Source organism: Anaerophaga thermohalophila str. Valhall, assembly GCF_000250735.1.
Classification (GTDB): Bacteria; Bacteroidota; Bacteroidia; order Bacteroidales; family Marinilabiliaceae; genus Anaerophaga; species Anaerophaga thermohalophila_A.
Map to the genome: position 1 here is coordinate 1 of NZ_AHZV01000098.1, position 22115 is coordinate 22115.

The following is a 22115-nucleotide window of genomic DNA, read 5'->3' on the forward strand; positions in this document are numbered from 1 at the left end:
TATGCTTTTAATAACGCACTCATTATTAGATTTTTGAAAAATATAATCATGGCCTGTTCCGGCTTTTGAGTTTAACCTGCATTATTCATAAACTCTCTATTACGATGCCCAATTATCGGCAAAACACAAGCGTCCTCGAAAAATTTGATTTGAAAATAGTTCACTATTCCCTACATCAAATTTTTCTGCAGTTTTTTGTGTTTTTGGATACTTGAACATCTCATGACGAAAATTTATGAATAATTCAGGTTAAGGGAATAAGCTCAGAAACATATAATAATACTCCGTTAAGCTTTTGCAAACACCTTGAAATCAATTGCTTGTAATTAAATCAGTATATGTGATAAAACATTGAATTTCAATAAAATATCAATGATCTTAAATCTATTATCTAAAAATCTAACGATCTATTAAAATAAGGTTTATGCTTTTATTATTCCTGACGATTTTGTCTTCCTGGTTGGTTATGTGGTTTTTATGTTTTTCGTTAGCTCTTCAATCTCTGTTAATTTCTGACCGGCATTCACCTGATCGCCTTCTTTTATCAGCCATGTTTTAATAGTCCCATCAACAGGTGCATTCAGGGTGTTTTCCATTTTCATGGACTCGACAACAATCAATGGGGTATTTTTGGTTACTTTTTCTCCTTCAGGTATTAATATTTTGGATATCCTGCCCGGGATCGGTGCTTTTATCTCATTGGAATTGTCGCTATCTGTTTGCCTGAACTTTAAATCCGGGTTCAAATAAAACCCGGGTGTCAGGCGGTAAGTGTGGCCATCGGTTTCAAGGAGCAATTCGCCCGTATGGGTCACATTCCATGCCATCTGAAACCATTTGCCTTGAAAAAGGAACCGTATCGAATTTTGTAAAAAATGTATATGTCTGATGGCATCCATCGGGCTTTCGTTGAGTGTCCAATCAATATAATTGCGACGTTCTCCTGAAGCAATTCCAATCAGGTGTTTTTCACCGCCTGCAGTTACTTCGTATTTTTCACCCCATCGTTTATGCCCCAGCTTTGTCCAGATGCTGTCGGACTTACTATTTCTATAATATTTGAGCCATACCGAGTAAGCCGCTAGTAGTGATTTTGTTTTTTCACTGCCATTGGGATGGATGGCTTCAATAAGCTGGTTTTTATGAATGGAGGTAAAATGAGTGGTTGTATCTCCGTTGATGAAAGCATCCGACTTTATCAATTCTCTCAAATAGGGAAGATTGGTTGGAATACCGATAATCGATGTGTCTTTGAGGCTCTTTATTAATTGCTGGATAGCAGCTTCACGAGTGTGGCCGCGGGTCGTTATCTTGGCCAGCATCGGATCAAACCATGGTTGGATTTCGGTAGCGGTGGAAAAAAAAGTGTCGGTGCGTGCCATTTTTGAATCCGGCCAGTGAACCAGATTTATTTCTCCCGGAGAAGGCTTGAAATCTGCAAGAGCATCCTCTGCATATATCCTTGCTTCAATGGCATGACCGCGGGCTTTTACTTCTTCCTGGCTAAAAGCAAGCGGCAATCCCATAGCTACTTTAATTTGTTCTTCTACCAGATCGATACCCGTGATAACCTCTGTTACAGGATGTTCTACCTGAAGCCGTGTATTCATCTCCAGGAAATAATGTTTTCCGTGCGGGTCAACCAAAAACTCAACAGTTCCGGCATTGAAGTAACCAATTTTCCGACCAAGTTTTAAGGCATCGGTTATCAGTTTTTCACGAAGCGTTTCATCGACAAAAGAGGAGGGTGATTCTTCAATGATTTTTTGATAACGCCGCTGTATGGAGCATTCTCTTTCGTAAAGGTGTACAATGTTGCCCGATTGGTCACCAAGAATTTGTACCTCAATGTGACGTGGATTTTCGATATATTCTTCTACGAAAATTGTTGGATTACCAAAATAACTTTGGGCTTCTCTTGTTGCATCGTCAAGCAAATTTTTTAGTTCATTGGTGTTACGGGCTATTTTCATGGCTTTGCCGCCACCTCCGGCTGCTGCTTTGATGAGCAACGGAAACTTCAAAGATTCATGATTTTTCAGAATTTCGCTTTTTTCGCCCGACAGAGCCCTGGTCATAGAAATTTCGGCCTCAGAAGCAATAGTTCGGGCAGTGAGTTTGTCACCCATAGCGGCGATTGCTTCCGGTGCCGGGCCAATCCAGATAAGGCCTGATTTTTCGACAAGTCTGGCAAAGTCAGCATTTTCTGATAAGAATCCATATCCAGGATGGATGGCATCGGCCTCGTATTTTATGGCCAGATCAACCATCAATTTTGCGTTCATGTATGTTTCATTAAGCAGGGAACTTTCAAGGATATGAACTTCATCAGCCGCATCGGCCGGTAATGTATCTTTCTCTTCTTTAGTGAGGGGTATAATTGTTGATATGCCCAGACGTGAAGCGGTACGTATGATCCGGCAGGCAATTTCTCCACGGTTGGCAATAAGAATTTTGTTGATATATCGATTACTCATTTCATCCGTATAAAATTTATTTATTATGGTCGGATGGAACTCGCGATTTCTTTATACATGCCCTTTTGTGACAGATTTAAGAAATCAAAGCTCCATGCTCGTTTCATTCGTATAAAATTTATTACTTCTGCCTTCTGCCTTCCGGTTACTTCACTTATTCCACGCCGGTTTACGACGTTCAAAAAATGCATTTACACCTTCTTGTCCTTCCTTTGATGCCCTTGCTCCGGCTATTTTTGTCGAACAATAAGTGAGCAAATCTTCGTCAATTGGAACAATTTTACTGTCGATTCTGTTCAGAAGGATTTTGGTTTCTTTGGTAGCTTGCGGGCTGTTTTGTGCTATGCTGTTGGCAATCTCTCTGGTTTTGGGAATTATCTTGTCCTGTGAAAAAAGATTTTGTACCAAATTATTGCTCATGGCTTCTTTGCCGGAAAACTTTGTACCAGTAAGAAATGCCCATCTGGCAAAGGCTGTTCCGGTTTTATTTATGACCCATGGAGCAACTGTTGCGGGGATGAGTCCGAGACGTGTCTCTGAAAAGGCAAAAGTGGCATCGGGAGTGGTGATCGCAATATCAGAACAGGCCATCAGTCCTATAGCTCCACCATAGGCGCCTCCCTCAACACAGGAAATAACAGGTTTTGGATAGTGATAAAGTGTACGGTAAAGGTGGTTAAACATTCCGGCTTCTTTCATATTTTTTTCTTCCGGTTGATTGACTGCTTCTTTCATCCATTGTAGGTCAGCCCCGGATGAGAAAAACCTGTCTTTACCCCGGATCACCAAAACCCTGAACTGAGAACTGCTGGCTGTCTTTTCAAGGAATTCCGTCAGTTGACGAACCATTTCTTTATCGAGTGCATTTTTCTTTTCTGGCCGGTTTAGTTCCAGGTAACATACATCCTGAGCGTATTTTTTAGTAAGATAGACCATAATTGTTGGAGTGTTTGTTTGTTGGTGTTGTTAGAATTGTTAGTGTTGTTAGTTTGAATAATGCAGGTTAACATTTCAAATACGAAACATGTAAAATCTTAAATCTAAAAATCTACCGATCTATTGACATACTGGCAGTTGCGTTTAAGAATTACATTCTGAATATTCCGTATCTGGGTTTTTGTAACGGAGCGTTGCTGGCGGTTTCAATGGCAAGTCCGAGAATGTCCCTGGTTTCCCCAGGATCAATTATGCCGTCATCCCACAGTCTGCTGGTACTGTACCAGGGCGAACCTTCTTTTTCATACTTTTCGGAGATTTGTTGTTCAATGATATCAAGGTCCTCTTTGGAGACTTCTTTCCCTTTTACGGCTGCCTGCTCCTTTTTCAGGGTCATCAGGACCTGCGCAGCTTGTTGAGCTCCCATTACCGAAATACGTGCATTGGGCCACATAAACAGAAACCGTGGATTATAGGCCCGACCTCCCATCGCATAATTCCCGGCGCCGTAAGATCCTCCGATAATTACTGTGAAAAAGGGCACTACCGAATTGGCCAGGGCATGTACCATTTTTGCTCCGTTTTTGGCTATGCCCCCTTGCTCATATTCTTTTCCTACCATGAAACCGGTAATATTCTGGAGAAAGATCATCGGAATGTTCCTGTGGTTACATAATTCTATGAAATGTGTTCCTTTTAGCGCAGACTCTGAAAAAAGAATTCCATTGTTGGCAAGAATGCCCACTTTGTTGTTGTGTATACGGGCAAACCCTGTAACCAGAGAATTCCCGTAATCTTTCTTAAACTCCTGAAATTTGCTGCCATCAGTGATTCGCATAATTATTTCCCGCACATCAGGGAATGAATCCCGACCAGTCGGGATCAACCCATATAACTCGTCGGTCGGATATATTGGCGGCTCTTCAGGTCCGTCGTTATTTTCAATTTTCCGGCTCGATGAAAGTGTCTCAAAAATATTTCTGCATATCTGGAGTGCATGTTCATCGTTTTCTGCTATATGATCTGCAACTCCGCTGATGCTTGTGTGAACAACAGCGCCACCCAGTTCTTCGGCTGTTACTTCTTCACCTGTGGCTGCTTTAACTAAGGGAGGACCGGCAAGAAATATGGTTCCCTGATTTCTTACGATGATGGTTTCATCACTCATAGCCGGGATGTAAGCCCCACCGGCAGTGCAGGAACCCATGACAATTGATATTTGCGGAATGCCTTCTGCCGAAAGCCGGGCCTGGTTGTAGAAAATCCGTCCGAAATCATCTTTGTCAGGAAAGACTTCGGCCTGAACAGGTAAAAATATCCCGCCTGAATCGACCAGATAAACGCATGGTAGATGGTTCTCCCGTGCTATTTCCTGGGCTCTAAGGTGTTTTTTTATAGTCTCCGGAATGTAGGTTCCACCCTTAACGGTGGCATCGTTGGCAACAATTATGACCTCCTTGTTATGTATTCTTCCGATGCCTGTTATGATTCCCGCTGAAGGGAATTCATCGTTATATTGATTCCATGCTGCAAGAGGGGATAGCTCCAAAAAGGGAGTATGCGGATCCAGGAGTTTTTCGATTCTCTGCCGCACCAGTAATTTTCCTCTCGAAAGGTGTTTTGCTTTTAATTTATCCGGTCCGCCGCGAGCCACTTGCTCAATGTTGTCGGACAACTTTTTTGCAAGAGATTTATTGAACTGATAATTTTTTTCAAACCGGTCATTTTGTGAATTAATAGTGCTTTTCAGGGTATCCATATTTTTTGTTTGTTCAATTTTTCAGGCAATAAAACAACTTCTGAATATAGGAATTTGTTCGTTAACAGAAGTTGTATTCATTGCTTTTCTTTTATCAATGAGTCGGCTTCTGAAAGCACACTCATCAATTTATGCGAACGTCGTATAAAAACAACCAGGTTACCGGATAAAAAATTTTATTGCGGCTTTTAGCGGTTTCCTTTACTTTTGCCTCTATGAGAAAAACGATATTCTACACAGGACTAATGATAGTGCTTTTATCCTGCCACTTCGCAGAAAGCAGCAAGGAAACGAATACTTCCATTCAGGAAGAGGTAAAGGGGGAAAAGCCTTTATTACGCGTATCGCAAACAGATACGTCTATTTTTTGCAATTTTATTGAGTGGGCCTCTTCAAATCAATTGGCTGCGCAATCACTTCCTGAAGTTGTTGTTGATGTTGCAAGGTATTTTCTTGGCAAGCCTTATGTCCCTCACACCCTGGAGACTGAAGGAGAAGAGCAGCTTGTTGTTAATTTACGTGAATTTGATTGTACCACTTTTGTGGAAAATGTTTTAGCGCTTTCGTATTGTTTGAAATCCGGGAGGCATGAAATGGATCAATTCACATTTTATTTGCAACAACTCAGATACCGGGATGGTGAAATAGAAGGTTATCCCTCACGGCTCCATTATATTTCTGAGTGGCTCGTCGATAATGAAGAAAAAGGGTTGATAGATATTGTCAGCAACCGTGTTGGGCAAAGCGGAGCCGCTGAAAAGATAAATTTTATGTCTGAACATGCCGAAAGTTATCCGAAACTGAAGGACAATGTTGAATTTATCAAAGAAATTTCTGAAATTGAGCATCACATTTCGTCGTATGATTTAAAATACATTGATAAGGAGCAAATTGATAGCTTTACCGATTCAATACAAAATGGAGATGTTATTGCATTTTGCACTACGATTGAAGGATTGGATGTTGTTCATTTAGGTCTTGCATTACATACCAAAAACAAACTTCACTTCATACATGCTTCCACCCGGGGTAACAAAGTGGGAATATCAGAGACAGATTTAAGCGAATATGTCAGAAACCGCAAAAATGTGTATGGCATTTTCGTTGGTCGGCCTAAGCAGGTATACTGATCTGTTGGTTTGTTAAAAACCTCAGGCCTTTGTCCACTGTATTCTAGCAATTTATTAATCTAAAGGTCTAATAATCTAATAAATAGGGGTATGATAAAGAAAATAGCAATTGTTCTTTTAGTAATCGGATCACTGGGGCTGATTTATTTCGGGATTGAGGCCTATCAGCAATCCGAGACTTTCAGTGTTGTCGGTATTGACGTAGCAGTTAGTAAAGCCAACTGGAATCCTGTCATTTTCAGCGGAGTTATTGCCGCAGTAGGATTGCTGATGTGGATTTTTTCCAGAAAGCGGTAAGCCAACGTCTAAAAGTCCATACGGGCTATGCCTTATTTACGCATTTTGCGGATATTTAAACAAGGGTTCTTCACGCAATGCATTTTTCTTTATGGCCTGAATTTCATTTTCGTCCATTGGCGTGATGTTTTTTGCCAATGACAGTGCCATACTGAATAAGTTCTCATTGCCTGGTGGTATAGCTGCGGTTACAGGATGAGACAGGGTAAATCGCAAGCCAGTAAGGGCTTCATCGGGTTGACTTAATGGTTCATACCAGCATTTTGGGATGCGTTGTGTTACGTTTTCGGGCCATGGACCCTTTGCCATTGCTTTTATTGCCAATATTCCCATACCTTTTTTATGGGCCAGGTCCAGAACCTGAGGGCCAAAGTTGCCGGCAAACCAGGTGTTAAAGCTGACAGGAAAAAGTATGGTATCAAAGTCAAATTTGTTCATCAGAGCCGTTGCAGCTTCAACAGAATGAGCTGAGAAGCCGAGAAAACGAATTTTTCCTGCTCTTTTGGCTTCAAGGAAAGCGTGAATAGCACCATCATCTGAAAAAATGGTTTCCACATCTTCGAGCGTAGTAACAGCATGGAGTTGATACAGATCGAAATAGTCTGTTTTGAGATTGGTGAGTGATTGCTCCAGTTCACGGAGTGCTCCTGCTTTAGTCCTTTCCTGTGTTTTGCAGGCAAGAAATACATCCTTTCGGTAAGGCTCTAATGCAGGGCCAAGTTTGATTTCTGCATCTCCGTACGTAGGGGCCACATCGAAATAGTTGACACCGTAGTCGATGGCTTCTTTTACTCTTTCCTGCGCCTGTTCGGGGGTAGCATCCATAACAACTACGCCTCCAAATCCTAATATGGAAAGTTTTTCCCCTGTCTGCCCGAGCGTTCTTTTTTCAAGTTTACCGGTTTCTTTTTCTCGCACAATTGAAGAAAGTCCTGCCGGAAAAAGAGAGAGGGCTGATAATGCTCCGGCTGTGTTTCGGATAAAAGTTCTTCGCTTCATTATTGTTGATTTTTTGTAGAATTTGTACTCACTTTCAGGTATCTGATCTTTGTAAAATAATTCCCCGATTTTATTGACCAATAGTAATAAGCGTATGTCCATAAAGCACCATTTGCTGCTTCACAAGCCTCCGATAATATCGGGGCAGGCATTGCAACCGGCACTTTCTGAACAAACATACATATTGTGAAAATTTTTGCGAGTTTATAGATATAGACACGCACTAATTATCCTAATATTACAAATTTTTCAGATGAAACGAGCATGGCAATGATTGCAAAAATAAGGATATGTATAAATGCTTACATGCGAGTTCCATTCGACCTAAGAAATTAAATTTTATACGAATGAATTGTAAAATTTATTTTCCGTAAAATTTTGTGGAGAAAATAATATTTTCTAATTTTGACCATATGGTTAAAATAAATAGTTAAAGTAATTGGTTAAGATGAAAAATAAAAAAGATCAGGACACAGAGCAGAAGATTTTGCAGGCGGCCAACAGGGTTTTTCTGAAAAAGGGTTACGAGGGGGCAAGGATGCAGGAAATTGCAAATGAGGCAGGTATCAATAAAGCTTTATTGCATTACTATTTCAGGAGTAAGGAAAAGTTGTTTGACCGGATTTTTCGTGAAGCCTTTAGTAATTTTTGGCCTTCGATTGAGAAAGTCACGAAGGGGGGAAATGCTGAAATAAAAGAATTAATTGAAGCTGCAGTGAATGGTTACATGGACATTTTAGAAGATAAACCTTTTCTGCCTGCTTTCATTGTTGGAGAAATTAACAGGTCGCCGGAAAGGATCAAAGATTTACTATTGTCTACCGGGTTGCAACCTGAGAAGGTTCTGAAGATCGTTCAGGATGCAATAGATGCCGGCGAAATAGTTGAGATGGATCCCCGTGAACTGATTGTAAATATTGTGTCACTCTCGATTTTTCCATTCATTGGACGACCCTTACTCAGCAGTATGTTTTGGGAATCAACAGAAGAGTTCGACCTTTTTTTGAAAGACCGGCGAAAGACTGTTTATGAATTTATCTGCCGGAGTATAATGAAACGAACCTGACACAATAGTCAGTTAAAAAAAGCCTAAACATAGAAGGTGTAATGGCACAAGGTGTTTATTATGAGATAGTTAAGGCTTAGGCTGTTGATTGTGTAAAAAAATTAATTATCAGACATCTGTAAAAATTAACGGAGCATTGTGACAAGGTTTGTCACAAAAGCGGGTATGAAACATACGGCTTTTAACTAAAGACTCTATTACTCAAAATAATTCAAAAAGAATGTTATGAGAAAGTATTTCATCACATCGATTTTTCTTTTACTTGTCAATAGTTTGTCTGCCCGGCAATATTCTCTTTTCGAGTGCTGGGAGCTGGCCCTCCGTCATTACCCTTTAATCAAAGGAAAAGAGCTTCTGGCGCAAACTACCGACCTGAATATCCAAAATATCGAAAAAGAATGGTTTCCACAGATGGAACTATCAGGACAGGCCTCATGGCAAAGTGATGTTCCACATGTTGATATGGAGACTTCAGTGTCTGGATTTAACATACCGCTGGCGCCTAAAGATCAATATAAATTTGCAATTGATGTAAACCAGACCATATATGCCGGGGGGCGCATCAAAGCCCGGAAGGAAATGGAAGGGACTACCGGGGCAGTTGAAAAACAGAATATTGAAGTCCAGCTTTATGACGTAAAGAAGCGTGTCACAGAATTGTATTTCAGCGTGCTTATGCTGGATGAGCAAAAACAACAAATCGAACAGAAAATGCAAACGCTAAGTGCCAGAATAGATGAATTGAAAACTGCATTTGAAAATGGAATGATAAGCATGACGGAGTTGAAAACACTTGAAGCAGAATATCTTTTGGCCAGGCAACAAAAAGTTTCTGTGCAGCACACACTCTCTGTCGTGCTCGATAATTTGTCATCTTACATTGGAGAGGATATTAGTTCCTCATCGCAATTAACAAAACCTGATGTGGCCGGTTTTCTGGAACCGGTTATCCGACCCGAGTACCGGTTGTTCAAATTGGAACAGGAACAAACAGAAGCTGCTTCGTTTGCACAGCGTCGTGAGAGGTGGCCTGTAATCGCTGCCTTTGCTCAGGCTGGATACGGAAACCCTGGATATAACATGTTGAAGGATGAATTTGACACTTTCATGATGGTGGGTATCCGCATAAAATGGACTCCGTGGGATTGGAAAACATCGAAACGGAAACAACTTGCGCTTCAATACCGATCTGATCTGATCGGGTTAAGAGAAGACGCTTTCGATGAAAATCTGCAAAGATTGGTACAACAGATAACAGGTGAAATTCATCAATACATGGATATGATGGAAATGGACGATAAAATAGTGGAGTTACGCCGGGATATCGTTCATCAAAGCCGGAACCGGCTGAAGAACGGAACAATAACGTCAGCCGATTATATAGCTGATCTGAATGCCGAGATAGATGCCCGTATTAACCGTGAAATCCATCAGCTGCAATATTTAAAGAGGTTAGCAGAAAAATATCTGACCGGACGCGATGAATGATTTCACAGAACGTTAACCTCTGAACAAACCCGTTTTGAGCTATGCCTAATACTGAAATCATCGTTCTAATGCTGATTCTGCTTCTTTTGCTCTTATGGAAAAATGGCAATAAGAGAGAATAGCGATATGGATAGCTGGTTTGTTTTTCGGAACAAGGGTGTAATAATGTCTGACTATCAATTAATTTGAAAAACACAATCATTAAAAAGAAAAGCCATGCTTGTAAAAATATCATTAAAGAAATACAGAAATGCTTTTTTCTGCATCTTCCTAATAAGCGGGATTAATGCTGTTATTTTTTCCGGATGTGCTGGTAATAACGGTAATGCTGACGCCTACGGTAATTTTGAGGCCGAAGAGGTTGTGATCGGCTCCGAAAGCACTGGAACCATCCTTCGATTTGATGTTGAAGAAGGCGATAAAATTGAAAAGGGTAGGTTAGCTGTATTAATTGACACTATAATGCCTCAGCTGGAACTCGAACAGCTGATCGCGTCAAAGGAGAGCGCTAAAGCACGTTTGGTGCAATTGCAAAAAAGTATTGATGTCCAGGAAGAGCGGCTTAGTGTATTAAAAAAGGAAGCCGACCGAATTACCAGTATGCATAAAGAGAAGGCTGTCTCTACCCAAAAATTTGATGAGGTAACCGGGCAATACCGCATCGCAATGAAGGAACTGGAACAGATGCGGTCGCAGAAACCGGCTCTCAAAGCTGAGTTGTCAGCCGTTGAAACAAAGATTAAAGCGGCCAGAGAAAAATTGAGCCGGTGCAAAATTGTTGCCCCGCGTTCAGGAATTGTTCTCCAAAAATATGCTGAAAGAGGTGAGTTTACAGGTGTCGGAAAGCCTCTTCTGAAGATGGCCGAAACGAATGAGCTGATATTAAGAGCATATATTTCCGGAAGCCAGCTTGATGATGTACGTATCGGGCAGGAAGTGACGGTAAAGTTTGATAAAAGCAAAGACGATGAGCATCAGCGAAGGGGGGTTGTTTCATGGGTGGCTTCATCGGCAGAGTTTACGCCTAAAATTATTCAGACCAAAGAGGAGCGGGTGGATTTGGTGTATGCGATCAAAGTGCGAGTGCCCAATCCCGATGGCAGAATTAAGATCGGAATGCCGGGCGAAGTTCTCTTTCAGTCGAAGACTCATTGATCGTTTCTATCCTCTAATATTTCAGAATCTCCGATGTAATGATAAACGTAAAGAACATTTCAAAGTCTTTTGGCAATGTATCGGCCTTGCATAATGTTTCCTTTGAGGTTGATGAAGGGGAACTATTTGGGGTAATAGGCCCTGATGGAGCAGGAAAAAGTACTCTGTTTCGTATCATCATTTCCCTGTTGTTGCCCGATGCGGGAACCATAAGCTTATGGGGGAAAAGTCCTGTAACCGATTATCGGGACATAAGGCGTATGGTTGGATATATGCCGGGCAGGTTCTCTCTTTATGAGGACCTTTCCGTTGAAGAGAACATCAATTTTTTTGCCGCGGTGTTCGGGACAACTCTTCAGGAGAACTATGAGCTGGTAAAAGATATATACCAACAAATTGAACCCTTTAAAAAACGGCCGGCAGGAAAGCTTAGCGGAGGGATGAAGCAAAAACTGGCCCTATCGTGTGCGCTCATACATAAACCCCGGTTCCTTGTGCTCGACGAGCCTACTACAGGGGTTGATGCAATCTCACGAAGCGAATTCTGGGAAATGTTGCAAAAACTGACCGGTGCAGGAATTACAATTCTGGTTTCCACGCCATATATGGATGAAGCCTCGCTATGCAATCGCGTTGCACTCATACAGAAAGGTGAAATACTGGATGTGGCCTCTCCCCGCCAAATTGTTGAAGGGTTCAAAGGTCTATTGTTCGGAGTTTCCGGTGGTAATATGTACCACTTAATAAGGCAATGTAGGACATTTGAAAAAGTAGCCTCGGTGTATCCTTTTGGCGAAGAGTTGCATCTGACTTTTCAGGATGGATATGATTACAGTTCTGAATTGAGCGACTATCTCAAAAAAAATGGCCATCCGGATGCTATAATTAAACGCATAAATCCAAATATAGAAGACCGCTTTATGGCATTGATGCATACCGAACAAGATACTTCATAGTGTCTGTCCATAAAGTGCCATTTAAGGTGTTACGCTCGTCCGAAAATTACTCATTTAGGATGAGTAAACTCCGTATTTTCGGACTTCACAAGCCTTGTAAATGACACTTTCTGAACAGATACATGATAAGAAGTGTCTGTCCATAAAGTACCATTTTCTGTGTTATGCTCACCGCCAAAATCCTCATTTACGATTAGTAAACTCCGGTTTTGGCGGCTTCGCAAGCCTTGCAACTGGTACTTTCTGAACAGACACACATATTGAAAAAATTTTTACGAGTTTATAGACACGCACTAAGTAGGAAACTTTTCCTACTTTATAGGCAGGTACTTCTTAACCCGAATAAGAACAGACTCATTTATCTGTAAATATGATGACGGAACAAAACCAGGCAGAGCATGTAATTGAGGTTAAAGATATGGTCAAAAAGTATGGTGACTTTTTGGCCAATGACAATCTTTCGTTTTTTGTGAGAAGAGGCGAAATTTTTGGATTTCTGGGGGCTAATGGTGCAGGAAAAACGACAGCCATGAAAATTCTTTGCGGATTGTCGGCTCCAACATCCGGGAGTGTAAACGTGGCCGGGTATGATGTAAAAATGCATCCCGAAAAGGTCAAAAGAAGCATCGGCTATATGAGTCAAAAGTTCTCTTTGTATGATGACCTTACCGTCTTTGAAAATATCAGACTTTTTGGCGCAATCTACAGGCTGCCGGCAAAAGAAATCAAAAAGCGTTCGCATGACATGCTTAAGGAACTTGGGCTTTTTGAAGAGCGCAACCGGCTGATTGGTAATCTTTCTCTTGGATGGAAGCAAAAGCTGGCTTTTTCTGTTGCTGTTTTACACAAACCACAAATTGTTTTTCTGGACGAACCGACAAGTGGCGTCGATCCTGTTACCAGACGTCAGTTCTGGGAAATGATATATGAGGCTGCGGCAGAGGGTATTACTGTGTTTGTAACCACTCATTACCTCGACGAGGCAGAATATTGCGATCGTCTTACCGTGATGGTGGACGGGCGGATAGAAGCTCTTGGCACCCCCCGAAAATTAAAGGAGCAGTTTGAATGTTTTACAATGAATGAAGTGTTTTTGAAACTTACAAGGCCTAAACAATAAAAATGAACCAACTCTGGATTTTCATAAAAAAAGAAACAATACATATTGTGCGTGACATACGCACCTTGACGGTGTTACTGATTATGCCTCTGGCACAGATACTGATTTTTGGTTATGTGATCACAACAGAAGTTAACAATGCCCGGATTGGCATATATGACAAAGCCAATGATTTCACCAGCAGGCAGGTAACAGACCGGATGGTGTCATCAGGATATTTTAATGTGGAAAAGTACTTTCGCAATGAACAGGAGATGAAAGAGGCGTTGCGACGCGGAGAAATAAGGATGGCCGTTGTTTTCCTGCAGAGTTTGGCAATTCTTTGGTCTCGCCAGACGGTGCAAACATTCAATTTATAGCCGATGCTTCAGAGGCCAACACCGCTCAAATACTTGTTAATTATGCACAGGGCATTGTTTCGGATTATGCCGCAGAGATAAATTTGAAAGGGTCGGTGCATGCCATTCCTGTGACAATTGAAGCCCGTATGTTTTACAATCCCGGACTGAAGGGCGTTTTTATGTCGGTGCCGGGAATTATGGCGATGATACTGATCCTGGTTTCGGCGATGATGACATCTATTTCGATAACCAGGGAGAAGGAATATGGCTCAATGGAAGTATTACTCATTTCGCCATTGAGACCATGGCAGATAATTCTGGGGAAAGTTGCTCCATATATAATATTATCCTTTATTAATGCAGTAAGCATTCTGGCTGTAGGAATTTTGGTCTTTAAGGTGCCGATGGAGGGAAGTTGGTTGCTGCTTTCCCTTGTAAATCTTATTTATATCATGTTGTCACTTTCCCTTGGAATATTTATTTCTTCAATATCGAAAACTCAGATGGTGGCTATGTTTATTTCTCTTTTTGCTCTGTTATTGCCAACCATATTATTGTCTGGATTTATTTATCCCATTGAAAATATGCCGGTTCCACTTCAATGGCTGTGTTCGGTTTTGCCCCCACGCTATTATGTACAATCGGTAAAAAGTGTAATGTTTAAAGCTGATAATATCATGCTGATATGGAAAGAATTATTGATTATGAGTGGCTTTCTTGTTGCTTTTCTGTTGTTGAGTATTAAGAATTTCAAGATCAGATTGTCATGACTGTTAAGAATCGTCAGGACATTTTAGAACCTGTCTATAAAGTCGTGAAAGTTTCTTACTTATCATGTGTCTGTTCAGAAAGTGTCATTTACAAGGCTTGCGAAGCCGCCAAAAACGGAGTTTACTTTTCGTAAATGGGTGTTTGGCGGCGAGCGTAACACAGCAAAAGGTACTATATGGACAGACACTTTATCAATGATTAAAAATCAGGTTATGAGAACGTTATATTATTTACTTCAAAAAGAATTTATCCAGATATATCGAAATAAAACGATATTGCGACTAATATTTGTGATTCCGGTTGTACAGCTGCTGATATTGGTAAATGCAGCAACTCTTGAAATGAAAAATATTAAGCTATCTGTAGTCAATCACGATCATTCCCCGCTGAGTAACCGTTTAATTACAGGGCTCGATGCTTCTCCGTTTTTTATTCTCGACCAGCCCGGAGAAAGTACTTTCAAAGCAAAAGAGAAAATTGAAAGCGGTTCGGCCGACTTAGTTCTCGTTATTCCTGATGATTTTGAATCGGATGTTATGGCTGGCAAGCCTGTACAAGCCCAGCTTTTAGCTAATGCTGTTAATTCACAGCAGGCGCAATTGGGATATTCATACATTCAGCGGGTATTATTAGATATCGTTCAGGACTTTCATTTAGAATTGGTGGGTGAATCGCCGGCAAAGACCATCAATTCTACATATTCATATTGGTATAATCCGGAACTCAACTATAAGCATTTCATGGTTCCGGGAATTTTGGTTGTGTTGGTTTCGGTAGTGGGTATGTTTTTATCGGCCATGAACCTTGTCAGAGAAAAAGAGATGGGGACCATAGAACAGATAAATGTTACACCAGTCAGAAAAACGCATTTCATAGTTGCAAAATTATTGCCCTTTCTTGCCATTGGGCTCTTTGAACTGGGTTTGGGACTGGCAATTGGATGGATTATTTACGGGGTTCCAATGGAAGGAAGCCTGTGGTTGGTTTTTGGTATTGCCACACTGTATCTAATTGGTTTGCTGGGTCTTGGCTTGTTGCTTTCAACATTTTCATCCTCACAGCAACAGGTGACTTTTGTGAGCTATTTTTTCCTTTTGGTTTTTATTCTGATGAGTGGCATTTTTACATCGGTAGATAATATGCCGGAGTGGGGACAAAAAGTTAATCTGATTAATCCTTTTTATTATTTTATTGATGTAATGCGAGCAATTTTGCTTAAAGGAGCATGCTTATCCGATCTGTGGAGACAAGTAATAAGTATTTCGGTACTTGCTTTTTCTTTATTTGCCTTTGCGGTTTTAAACTACCGCAAAACAAATTAATCTGTGTCTGTCCATAAAACAGGTTAGACATTTTGGCTGAGAATTTCTATCTTTGAGGTTAGTAATCGACAGGCAGAAGGCAGAAGTGGTATATTTTGCAGAGAAGAATTTAGCCGTTAGTACCGAAAATCGGCCTGATAAGCAAAAATCCAACACAGCAAAACAAATAATTGATATATAGTATTTTGTAATTTGAGTTAGATGAAAGAACGAACTATATTTGAAAAGGAAATTTTGGAGTATAATAAAAATCTATAGTCAGTTAAAATAAAGCCTAAATGCAGAGACGCAATGACGCAAAGTTCTTATTATGAGAGAGTTGTAGCTTGCGTCATTAATTATGTAAACAATTAATTACCAGATATCTGTAAAAGTTTAACGGAGTATTGAAAAATTAAATAAATATTATGAAGGAAAAATCAATGTGTAATTCTCATTCGGGTGATGCCGTTTATGGCCTTGGCGTGATTGGCGCTGCAGTGTTTTTTATTTCCAAAGCGACCGGCTTTTGGATGGGCGTAATAGGTTTTCTCAAAGCATTGGTCTGGCCTGCCTTTCTTGTTTATGAGGCGTTTAAATACTTTGCAATGTAGACTTTGATTAAGACCATGCGAAAAAAAGTATTGATTTCCCATAAGATTCCTGATGAGCCTTTAAAAAAGCTTGAAGAAGATTTTGAATTGATTTGGCCGGATTCTATTGCATTCTCCAGGGAAGAAATGTTAGCAATCATTCCATCCTGTGATGTTGTGATTGGCGTTTTTGGAAATCCACTGGATACTGAGCTGATCAATGCCGGGTTACGGTTAAAGCTTATTGCCAATTATGGCGCGGGTGTGGACAATATTGATGTTGAAACAGCGACCAATGCCGGTATTGTTGTAACCAATACACCTGATGCAGTTACAGAACCTACAGCCGAGTTGGCGATGGGGCTTATTGTGGATGTCGCCAGGCGGATATCGGAGTTTGACCGTGCTTTACGGAAGAAATTGATTAATGACTGGGGAGTTTTAAATAACTGGGGAACTTCACTTAAAGGAAAAACGCTTGGCATTATTGGATTGGGAGCTATCGGGAAAGCTTTGGCGCGTCGTGCCCTGGCATTTGGAATGAAAATAATTTATCACAACAGAAACAAGTTAGACCCTGCTGTGGAAGAGCGTTTCGAAGCTAAATATACCGATTTAGAGAACTTGTTGCGAAATTCAGATTTTGTATCGCTTAATGTTCCTTTAACATCTGAGACAAAAGGCATGATCTCATCCTCCGAGCTTAAGCTGATGAAACCCGATGCATTCCTTATCAATACTTCCAGGGGAACGGTTGTTAGGCAGGATGCTCTGATTGAAGCGCTCTCGAAGAAAGAAATAGCCGGTGCCGCATTGGATGTTTTTGCCAATGAACCTGAGGTGCCCGAGGCATTGCTAAAAATGCCTAATGTGGTGGTTGTACCTCATATAGGCAGTGCAACAACTGAAGCACGGAACGACATGAGCCGGCATCTTGCAGAAATTATAACAGATTTTTTTCAGGGAATGAAAGGATTGCCAGTTGTCAACCCCGGGGTTTGGGACAGCAAAAATTTGAGAATCTCAAAGATTTAGAAGATGAGTCTTCTACTAAAAGAGACTTTTAGTTACGGACTCAATAATCTAAGGGTCTATAGAAAAATGGTAGAACAAGTAAATATTACTTTGCCTGAATTGGGACGCGGTTTTCATCTGATAACCAGTTATATAACCTCTGAGCTACCACGCCTTCCAGAAAAAGGACTGGTAAATATTTTTTTGCAGCATACTTCGGCAGCACTTACTCTTAATGAAAATGCCGACCCTTCGGTAAGGGACGATTTTGAGACCATTTTTAATAAACTGGTGCGCGAGAATGATCCCGATTACACACATACTTTGGAAGGGTCTGATGATATGCCTGCGCACGCCAAGAGCTCTCTGCTTGGGGCCTCAATAACTATTCCTGTGAGTAATCATCGGCTTGCCCTGGGAATGTGGCAGGGCATATATCTTTGCGAATTCCGAAATTATGGTGGACCGCGCCGGCTTATTGTTACTGTTTATTCCTGATTTATTGAGCTCACTTACATCTTACATTTAATAGTTGTTACGCGGCTGTTAGAGTTGTAGAGTTGTTAGATTTGTTAATATTGTTAAATTGTTGGAATGTTATGTGTTATTACATCCTCTAACAATCCTAACAATCTTAACAATTCTAACAGTCCTAGTAGTCCTAACAATCCTAACAATCCTAACAATCTAATCATCTATGATGGCCATCTTTGCCATGCTCGTTTCTTTTGGTCAATTTTATACGCTGCGAAAAAGTTATTTTATCAGGTTTTTCACATCTTTCAATTGTCTTGTCTCGTTATTCCAGGTAAAAATCTTAGCTGCACGGGGGATGGTTTCCTGCCATTTTTTGCGTAATTGCCGGTTCTCGCATGCTTCTTTTATGGCATTGGCCACATTTTGGGGTTCCAGATTGTCGATTACAAGACCGGTTTCATTGTTTCTCACGATTTCGGCCATATCAGGGAAGTTACTGGTCAATACCGGTATGCCTGCCTGCAGATAATCAAAAAGCCGGTTGGGCAATGAATACTGATGATTAAGCCCAAGGTCTTCGTAGGTGCATATACCGACCAGAGCACCCTTCTGGTATTTATATAGTTCTTCGAATGGAACAGGGCCTGTAAAATTTACACGGTCTTCCAGTTCTAATTGTTTGGTAAGTTCTTTTAATTCACCTGCACAATCACCAGTCCCCACGACAACAAACCTGTATTCTTCTGATAAAAATTGAAGAGATTCAATGGTTTGTGCAATTCCTCTCCCCACATTCAACGCGCCCTGGTAAAGGATAATTTTGGGATCACCATCGAGGGGGGGTAATGGTGTTAAATCTTTTTCCAACGGGAGATTACGTAACAGCCTGAAGTTGATGTTATATTTTTTTTCATAAAGCTCAACAAGCCCCGGAGAGACAGTAAAATATCTGTCGCAACCGGGAAGAAATGTTTTTTCGAGAAGCTGCCAGGCCTTTTTTATTGTTTTATTGTGCTGTATTTCAGGTAATTCTGAAAAGAAATCGTGTCCGTCAAATATTACCGGCTTCCTTTTAAGCAGAGCTGCTGTTTTTGCAGCTGGCAAAGTGTCCATGTCCACTGCCCATATCAAATCAAATTTGTTAAACAGAAGGAATATAAAGGTTTGAATATTTAAGAAGAGATAAAACAGCGGACCTTTGTTAAAAAGAATGTTCAGTAGGATAGTTCGTCCGGGTCTGTTTTCCGGAGGTTTTATCGCCGGATAGTTCCTTCCTGATCGCCACACCTCAAGTCCTGCTTTTTCAAGACTCAGGGTTATTTTGTTAACCCTTTGATCGAAAAGAAGGTTGTTGGAGGTTGTAATTATTACTCTTGGCAAAACACTATTTTTTTGCCAAATATAATTACAATAACCCGTTAAAAAAAGCTTAAACGTTGAGCTAAAGGTAAGAATGACAAGTTATCAATTACCAATGATCAATGACCAGTGGCAGGAAGAGATTAATGAGCAAAACAGGTGGTTAAGATTGAGGATGAGGCTGAGAAACCACCACATAAGGCACAGAAGAAAACAGAGATAGAAGGCGGAAGTCAGAAGATAGAAGCATGTAGAGACGCACGGTCGTGCGTCTCACCAACCTGAAACCCAAAAGCCGGGTTGAGGTTGAGATTGCACCAAAGATGACACAGATTCTTTGCAAGCAAAGCGGCAGAGCCGAGCGTACACGGATTTTTTAATGATCAATGATCAATTACCAATGATCAAATTAACTAATTGACCAATCAACCAATTAACCAATTAACCAATTCTTTCAGACCAAGCGGCAGAGCAGGGCAACCAGCAACCAGCAACCAGCAACCAGCAACCAGCAGCCAGCAACCAATTACCCCCCGATTCCCGGTACTTTTCTTCTTTATTTTCAGAAGATGAACCAACCATCTGAAAGAATTATGAGGTCAATATTTAATTCAAAGAAAATCAGTTGGTTGGAAGGCAACAGGAAATGAAAAATAGTCTGGGTTTTTGGCTGTCAATATTGCTTATTTTGCTATATTTGTGTGGCATTTTTGATGCTTTAAAAATGTATTCAGGCAGCCATTAAGTTTTACCATCTGCAAAGTAAGGAAAGTTTGCGAATATTCTTGTGTCTGTTCAGAAAGTTGCCCATTGCTTTGCCTGCCGGCAGGCACTTGTAGAACAGGAAATTTAGCTTTAAGAACAGTCACTAAAATAATAAAGGAAAAAAATGAGTGATAAGGTAAATGAGAATAATCAGGGACCTGTTGAAAATGGATATAAAGCCAGTAGCATTCAGGTTCTTGAGGGACTTGAAGCAGTTCGGAAAAGACCTGCAATGTATATTGGTGATGTTGGTCAGAAAGGACTGCATCATCTGGTATACGAAGTTGTTGATAACTCTATTGACGAGGCCCTTGCAGGATATTGTACTTCCATAGGTGTTACCATTAATGAAGACAGCAGTATTACTGTTGTAGATAACGGCCGAGGAATTCCCGTTGATTTTCATGAGAAGGAAGGTCGATCAGCTCTGGAAGTGGTAATGACCGTGCTTCATGCCGGAGGTAAATTTGACAAGGACAGCTATAAAGTTTCCGGTGGCCTTCACGGGGTAGGTGTTTCCTGTGTCAATGCTCTGTCGTCAAATCTTAAAGCCGAAGTACACCGTGATGGAAAGATATACCGTCAGGAGTATCAGAAAGGAAAACCGCTTGCACCAATAGAAGAAGTCGGGACTACAGATATAACCGGTACCTGGATCACTTTTATGCCTGATTCTGCCATTTTCAATAACATCGAATTCAAATACAGTATTTTGGCGAGTCGGATGCGCGAACTGGCTTTTTTGAATTCCGGACTTGAGATCGTCCTTACCGACAAAAGAGAAAAAGACGAAGAAGGAAATTTTAAATCGGAGCGATTCTATTCGGAAAATGGGCTCATCGAATTTGTAGATTTTATTGACGGTAACCGGGAAAAGCTTATTGATAATCCCATTCATATTTCCACCGAAAAAAATGATATTCCTGTTGATATCGCCATCGTTTACAATACCTCTTTCAATGAAAATGTGTACTCCTATGTCAACAATATCAATACCATAGAAGGTGGAACGCATCTGACTGGATTTCGCCGGGGACTTACCCGTACTTTAAAGAACTGGGCAGAGAAATCCGGAATGCTTTCCAAGCTTAAGTTTGATATTAATGGCGATGATTTTAGAGAGGGATTGACCGCTGTAATTTCTGTTAAGGTAGCCGAGCCTCAGTTCGAAGGGCAGACTAAGACCAAACTTGGAAACAGCGAGGTGAGTCTGGCCGTCGATCAGGCTGTTAGCACCATGCTCTCAAACTATCTTGAGGAGAATCCTAAAGAAGCCAAAGCTATTGCAAACAAAGTGATTCTTGCGGCAACTGCCCGTCATGCTGCCCGGAAAGCCCGGGAACTGGTTCAACGAAAGAGTGTTTTGTCGGGAGGCGGTTTGCCTGGTAAACTCGCCGATTGCTCAGAACGAGATCCTGAACAGGCTGAAATATTCCTGGTCGAGGGTGACTCTGCCGGTGGCACTGCCAAACAGGGACGTGACAGGCGTTTTCAGGCAATACTTCCTTTGAGGGGCAAAATCCTGAATGTTGAAAAGGCCCTTCAGCACAAAGTCTTTGAAAACGATGAGATTAAGAATATTTTTACTGCACTTGGTGTAAATATTGGGACTGAGGAAGATAGTAAAGCCCTTAATATTGAGAAGCTGCGTTATCACAAGATTGTTATAATGACGGATGCCGATGTGGATGGTAGTCATATAGCAACTCTCATAATGACTTTCTTCTTCAGGTATATGAAGGAGCTTATCAAAAAAGGCTATCTCTACATTGCGACTCCTCCGCTTTATTTTTTGAAGAAAGGAAAATTTGAAGAATATTGCTGGACAGATGCTCAAAGACGTGAATTCGTGGAAAAATATGCCGACGGAAAAGAAGATTCTGTGCACATCCAACGATATAAAGGTCTTGGTGAGATGAATTCGGAACAATTGTGGCATACTACCATGAATCCTGAGAACCGGATGTTAAGGCAGGTTACTTACGAAAATGCTGCCGAGGCCGACCGCATTTTCAGTATGCTGATGGGAGATGATGTCCCGCCACGTAGGGAATTTATTGAGAAAAATGCTACCTATGCAAACATTGATGCATAAGGATAAGCAAGTAAAT

19 protein-coding genes and 1 pseudogene are annotated in these 22115 nt (G+C 40.9%); 13 read left to right on the forward strand and 7 right to left on the reverse strand.

What is annotated here, in order from left to right:
- Positions 1-464: 464 nt before the first annotated feature.
- The 3 genes from OQ5_RS0104560 to OQ5_RS0104570 all read right to left on the reverse strand — a co-directional run bounded on the left by OQ5_RS0104560 (position 465) and on the right by OQ5_RS0104570 (position 5172).
- Entirely contained in the window at positions 465-2477 is a 2013-nt protein-coding gene (locus OQ5_RS0104560; RefSeq protein WP_016776346.1) for an acetyl/propionyl/methylcrotonyl-CoA carboxylase subunit alpha, read from the reverse strand.
- 150 nt (positions 2478-2627) lie between these two features.
- Positions 2628-3413 (reverse strand): enoyl-CoA hydratase/isomerase family protein, encoded by a 786-nt coding sequence (locus OQ5_RS0104565; protein WP_016776347.1) that lies wholly within the window; start codon positions 3411-3413, stop codon positions 2628-2630.
- A 151-nt stretch (positions 3414-3564) separates the two neighbouring features.
- Positions 3565-5172 (reverse strand): carboxyl transferase domain-containing protein, encoded by a 1608-nt coding sequence (locus OQ5_RS0104570; RefSeq protein WP_016776348.1) that lies wholly within the window; start codon positions 5170-5172, stop codon positions 3565-3567.
- Positions 5173-5387: 215 nt separating this feature from the next.
- Here OQ5_RS0104570 and OQ5_RS0104575 point away from each other — a divergent pair, with 215 nt between their 5' ends.
- Entirely contained in the window at positions 5388-6302 is a 915-nt protein-coding gene (locus OQ5_RS0104575; protein ID WP_255297389.1) for an N-acetylmuramoyl-L-alanine amidase-like domain-containing protein, read from the forward strand.
- Positions 6303-6392: 90 nt separating this feature from the next.
- Positions 6393-6599 carry a hypothetical protein gene (locus OQ5_RS0104580; RefSeq protein WP_016776350.1) on the forward strand — a complete coding sequence of 69 codons (207 nt, stop codon included), beginning with the start codon at positions 6393-6395 and terminating at the stop codon, positions 6597-6599.
- A 36-nt stretch (positions 6600-6635) separates the two neighbouring features.
- Here OQ5_RS0104580 and OQ5_RS0104585 read toward each other — a convergent pair whose 3' ends face one another.
- Both OQ5_RS0104585 and OQ5_RS23790 read right to left on the reverse strand, forming a co-directional pair.
- Positions 6636-7598, reverse strand: a complete 963-nt coding sequence (locus OQ5_RS0104585) for an aldo/keto reductase (RefSeq protein WP_016776351.1) — start codon at positions 7596-7598, stop codon at positions 6636-6638.
- Positions 7598-7777: a hypothetical protein gene (locus OQ5_RS23790; protein WP_016776352.1), complete on the reverse strand. Its 180-nt coding sequence runs from the start codon at positions 7775-7777 to the stop codon at positions 7598-7600. The genes OQ5_RS0104585 and OQ5_RS23790 overlap by 1 nt, the downstream gene beginning before the upstream one ends.
- A gap of 269 nt (positions 7778-8046) precedes the next feature.
- On the opposite strand from OQ5_RS23790, the gene OQ5_RS0104595 reads away from it, so the two are divergent.
- From OQ5_RS0104595 to OQ5_RS0104640, 10 genes and pseudogenes are all read left to right on the forward strand, one after another.
- Complete coding sequence (locus OQ5_RS0104595) at positions 8047-8664, forward strand: TetR/AcrR family transcriptional regulator (protein ID WP_016776353.1); 618 nt, start codon at positions 8047-8049, stop codon at positions 8662-8664.
- Positions 8665-8889: 225 nt separating this feature from the next.
- On the forward strand, positions 8890-10152 hold the full coding sequence (locus tag OQ5_RS0104600; protein WP_016776354.1) for a TolC family protein: 1263 nt from the start codon (positions 8890-8892) through the stop codon (positions 10150-10152).
- A 216-nt stretch (positions 10153-10368) separates the two neighbouring features.
- Positions 10369-11307 (forward strand): HlyD family secretion protein, encoded by a 939-nt coding sequence (locus tag OQ5_RS0104605; protein WP_016776355.1) that lies wholly within the window; start codon positions 10369-10371, stop codon positions 11305-11307.
- 38 nt (positions 11308-11345) lie between these two features.
- Entirely contained in the window at positions 11346-12263 is a 918-nt protein-coding gene (locus OQ5_RS0104610) for an ABC transporter ATP-binding protein (RefSeq protein ID WP_016776356.1), read from the forward strand.
- Positions 12264-12633: 370 nt separating this feature from the next.
- A complete protein-coding gene (locus OQ5_RS20290; protein WP_016776357.1) occupies positions 12634-13383 on the forward strand; it encodes an ABC transporter ATP-binding protein in 750 nt (249 codons plus the stop codon).
- Between the two features lie 83 nt (positions 13384-13466).
- A pseudogene (locus OQ5_RS20295) lies at positions 13467-14494 on the forward strand (ABC transporter permease).
- 213 nt (positions 14495-14707) lie between these two features.
- The gene (locus OQ5_RS0104625; RefSeq protein WP_026055116.1) at positions 14708-15817 is read left to right on the forward strand and encodes an ABC transporter permease; all 1110 of its coding nucleotides are present in this window, start codon (positions 14708-14710) and stop codon (positions 15815-15817) included.
- A 407-nt stretch (positions 15818-16224) separates the two neighbouring features.
- Entirely contained in the window at positions 16225-16410 is a 186-nt protein-coding gene (locus OQ5_RS0104630; RefSeq protein WP_016776360.1) for a hypothetical protein, read from the forward strand.
- Between the two features lie 15 nt (positions 16411-16425).
- Positions 16426-17424, forward strand: coding sequence for an NAD(P)-dependent oxidoreductase (locus OQ5_RS0104635; protein ID WP_016776361.1), 999 nt, complete (start codon positions 16426-16428; stop codon positions 17422-17424).
- Positions 17425-17427: 3 nt separating this feature from the next.
- On the forward strand, positions 17428-17901 hold the full coding sequence (locus tag OQ5_RS0104640) for a secondary thiamine-phosphate synthase enzyme YjbQ (RefSeq protein WP_255297390.1): 474 nt from the start codon (positions 17428-17430) through the stop codon (positions 17899-17901).
- Positions 17902-18159: 258 nt separating this feature from the next.
- Here the strand turns inward: OQ5_RS0104640 and OQ5_RS0104645 are convergent, their stop codons facing one another.
- Together OQ5_RS0104645 and OQ5_RS23410 are read right to left on the reverse strand one after the other, a co-directional pair.
- Positions 18160-19260, reverse strand: coding sequence for a glycosyltransferase (locus OQ5_RS0104645; RefSeq protein ID WP_016776363.1), 1101 nt, complete (start codon positions 19258-19260; stop codon positions 18160-18162).
- 420 nt (positions 19261-19680) lie between these two features.
- Positions 19681-19821 carry a hypothetical protein gene (locus tag OQ5_RS23410; RefSeq protein WP_016776364.1) on the reverse strand — a complete coding sequence of 47 codons (141 nt, stop codon included), beginning with the start codon at positions 19819-19821 and terminating at the stop codon, positions 19681-19683.
- Between the two features lie 307 nt (positions 19822-20128).
- On the opposite strand from OQ5_RS23410, the gene gyrB reads away from it, so the two are divergent.
- Positions 20129-22099, forward strand: coding sequence for a DNA topoisomerase (ATP-hydrolyzing) subunit B (gyrB, locus tag OQ5_RS0104655; RefSeq protein ID WP_016776365.1), 1971 nt, complete (start codon positions 20129-20131; stop codon positions 22097-22099).
- Positions 22100-22115: the final 16 nt, after the last annotated feature.